This is a genomic window from Paraburkholderia sp. SIMBA_027 (genome assembly GCF_046535315.1).
Lineage (GTDB): Bacteria > Pseudomonadota > Gammaproteobacteria > Burkholderiales > Burkholderiaceae > Paraburkholderia > Paraburkholderia tropica.
Genome location: NZ_JAWRWY010001567.1, coordinates 1 through 237 on the forward strand (window position 1 = coordinate 1; position 237 = coordinate 237).

A 237-nucleotide genomic window follows, 5' to 3' on the forward strand; every position below is an offset into this window, starting at 1 on the left:
GGAAGGTGGTGAAATCGTGCCGGCCGACGAGCATCTGGGCCGCTTCATGCATGCGCTCGTGATCCATGTCCTTCGACACCCACCATGCGCGCTTGTGCTCCAGCGCCAGCCGGGATTTGCGGCAAATGATGCGGTAGAGATAATGGCGGCGCAGCGCGGAGAAGCGGGCGTCGAAATCCTCGGTTACCGCTGCTACATCCAGCACTGACACGGCCTCTTTCGCCATGGCCAGATGCG

Annotated in this window: 1 pseudogene; it reads right to left on the reverse strand. The window is 62.0% G+C overall.

Annotation, left to right across the window (positions count from 1 at the left end):
* A pseudogene (locus SB764_RS44455) lies at nucleotides 1-237 on the reverse strand (tRNA pseudouridine(38-40) synthase TruA); the annotation flags it as partial.